Below are 2,136 nucleotides of genomic sequence, written 5' to 3'. Positions count from 1 at the left end.
CGGCCAGCATGCCGGCGCTGGGGTCCAGGCCCAGCACGGTGCCGCCGGGCCCGGCCAGCCGCAGCGCCTCCCGCGTCACCAGCCCGGTGCCGCAGGCCACATCCAGCACCCGCGCCCCCGGCTTCAGCCCCGCCCGCTTCAGGGCATGGCGGCGGTACCAGGCGCCGGTGCCCAGGGAGAAGACGCTGTTGATGCGGTCGTAGTGCACGGCGGTGTCGTCGAAGAGCCGCCGCACGAAGCCGGGCCTCTCCTGCGCGTCGCGGTAATAGCCGGTGAGGTCCGGATGCGGCGCCTGTGCCGGCGAGACGCTGGTCTCTGTCGGAGGGGGAGCGTTCAAAAGGGCAACTCCTGCGCGGTTCCGGCTGCGCAGCGATAGACCGGCTGACCCCGCCTCGGCTAGGGTTGATGCGGGAAGCACGCCACCAATGCCGTAACAATGCCAGCACGGATCTGATGCCATATCACGCGCCCGACTGTCGCGGGCCCAAGCCAGAGCCATCCCGGCCGGAAGGCGGGTTGGCTGCTGCCCGGCGCCGGCTCAGGGCGCTGCGGCATTTCGTGCTGTTCTACCTGCTGCTCTTCTGCTTCGCGGCCATGTGCCTGATCTGGAGCCTGCCGGCGGCGCTGCTGGCGCGGCTGCTGCCGCCTTCCGTGGGGCAGCCGCTGGGGCAGCGCGCCATCGGGCGTGGCTTCCGCATGTTCCTGGCCATGCTGCGCGCCACCGGGCTGCTGCGCTGCGACCTTTCCGCCCTGGATACCCTGCGCGACGAACCTGGCATCGTCATCGCCCCCAACCACCCTTCCCTGCTCGACGCGGTGCTGGTGGCCTCCCGCCTGCCGCGCGTGGTCTGCATCGCCAAGGCCTCCATCTGGGACAATCTGCTGCTGGGCGGCGGCATGCGGCTGGCGGGATATGTCCGCAACGACGCGCCATTGCCGATGATCCGCCACGCCACCCAGGCGGTGCGGGAGGGCCGGCAGGTGCTGATCTTCCCCGAGGGCACGCGCAGCCCGCCGCGCAGCCAGGATGGGGAGCATCTTGGCCCCTTCAGCCGCTCCTTCGCGCTGATCGCGCAGCAGGCGGGGGCGCCGGTGCAGACGGTGCTGATCGAGTGCGAATCCTCCTACCTCCGCAAGGGCGTGTCGCTCTGGCGCCAGCCGGCGCTGCCGCTGCGCTACCGCGTCCGCCTTGGGGAGCGCTTCGAGCCGGCTGGCGATGCCCGCAGCCTCGCCGCGCGGGTGGAGCGCCATCTGCGGGGCAGCCTCGCCCCCTGGCCGGCCGCTGCGCCGGCCGAGGTTGCGCCAAGGCCATTCTGCCCTAGAACTGATCCCGCATGCCCACTCGCTCCGCCACCCACCTGGTCCTGATCCCCTCCTTCAACAGCGGTCCGCTGGTGCTGGAAACGGTGCGCGCGGCGCGGGCGCGCTGGGCCCCGGTCTGGGTGGTGGTGGATGGCAGCACCGATGGCACGGCGGAGGCGCTGACCGAAGCCGCCGCGGCGGACCCCGGCCTGCGGGTGATGGTGCTGCCGCGCAACCAGGGCAAGGGCGCCGCCGTGCTGCACGGGCTGGAAGCCGCCGCCGCCGCCGGCTTCACCCATGTGCTGGCCATGGATGCCGATGGGCAACACCCGGCCGACCGCATCCCCGAATTCATGGCGCTTTCCGCCGCCCATCCGGAAGCCATGGTGCTGGGCACGCCGATCTTCGGGCCCGAGGCGCCGATCGAGCGCGTGCGCGGGCGCCGCATCTCGAACTTCTGCACCAATCTTGAAACGCTCTGGCACGGCATCGGGGATTCGCTCTTTGGCTTCCGCATCTATCCGGTACAGCCGCTGCTGGCGGTGATGCGGGCGCATCGCTGGATGCGCCGCTACGACTTCGATGCCGAGGCCGCGGTGCGGCTGAGCTGGCGGCGGGTGCCGGCCATCAATGTCGCCGTGCCGGTGCGCTACCTGCGGCCGGAGGAAGGCGGTGTTTCCCACTTCCGCTACGGGCGGGACAATGTGCTGCTGAGCTGGATGCACCTGCGGCTGGGCGCCGGCTTCCTGTTGCGCCTGCCCCGGCTGCTGGCGCACCGCGCGGCTTCGGTGGCGCGCCCGGGGCCCGCGCGGCGCCTCAGCGGCCGCTGAAACG

At 72.0% G+C, this 2,136-nt stretch carries 3 protein-coding genes; 2 read left to right on the top strand and 1 reads right to left on the bottom strand.

Annotated features, from left to right (window positions below; genetic code table 11):
* Positions 1-337 (bottom strand): class I SAM-dependent methyltransferase (locus tag IBL25_RS25775; RefSeq protein WP_238940671.1); only part of this gene is annotated, 337 nt, incomplete at its 3' end.
* Between the two features lie 179 nt (positions 338-516).
* Between IBL25_RS25775 and IBL25_RS25770 the strand changes: the two genes are divergently transcribed.
* Entirely contained in the window at positions 517-1,368 is an 852-nt protein-coding gene (locus IBL25_RS25770) for a lysophospholipid acyltransferase family protein (protein ID WP_187781294.1), read from the top strand.
* Positions 1,335-2,132, top strand: coding sequence for a glycosyltransferase family 2 protein (locus IBL25_RS25765; RefSeq protein ID WP_187781293.1), 798 nt, complete (start codon positions 1,335-1,337; stop codon positions 2,130-2,132). Before IBL25_RS25770 ends, IBL25_RS25765 begins: the two co-directional genes overlap by 34 nt.
* Positions 2,133-2,136 lie beyond the last annotated feature (4 nt).

It is taken from the genome of Pseudoroseomonas ludipueritiae, from assembly GCF_014490445.1.
In the GTDB taxonomy this organism is placed as follows: Bacteria; Pseudomonadota; Alphaproteobacteria; order Acetobacterales; family Acetobacteraceae; genus Pseudoroseomonas; species Pseudoroseomonas ludipueritiae.
Note: the sequence above shows the minus strand (reverse complement) of the source record. Positions and strands in the feature narration are given on the sequence as shown.

Excerpts from the sequence above, each read along its gene's own strand:
- IBL25_RS25765 (WP_187781293.1), top strand. The coding sequence starts at position 1,335 with ATGCCCACTCGCTCCGCCACCCACCTGGTCCTGATCCCCTCCTTCAAC.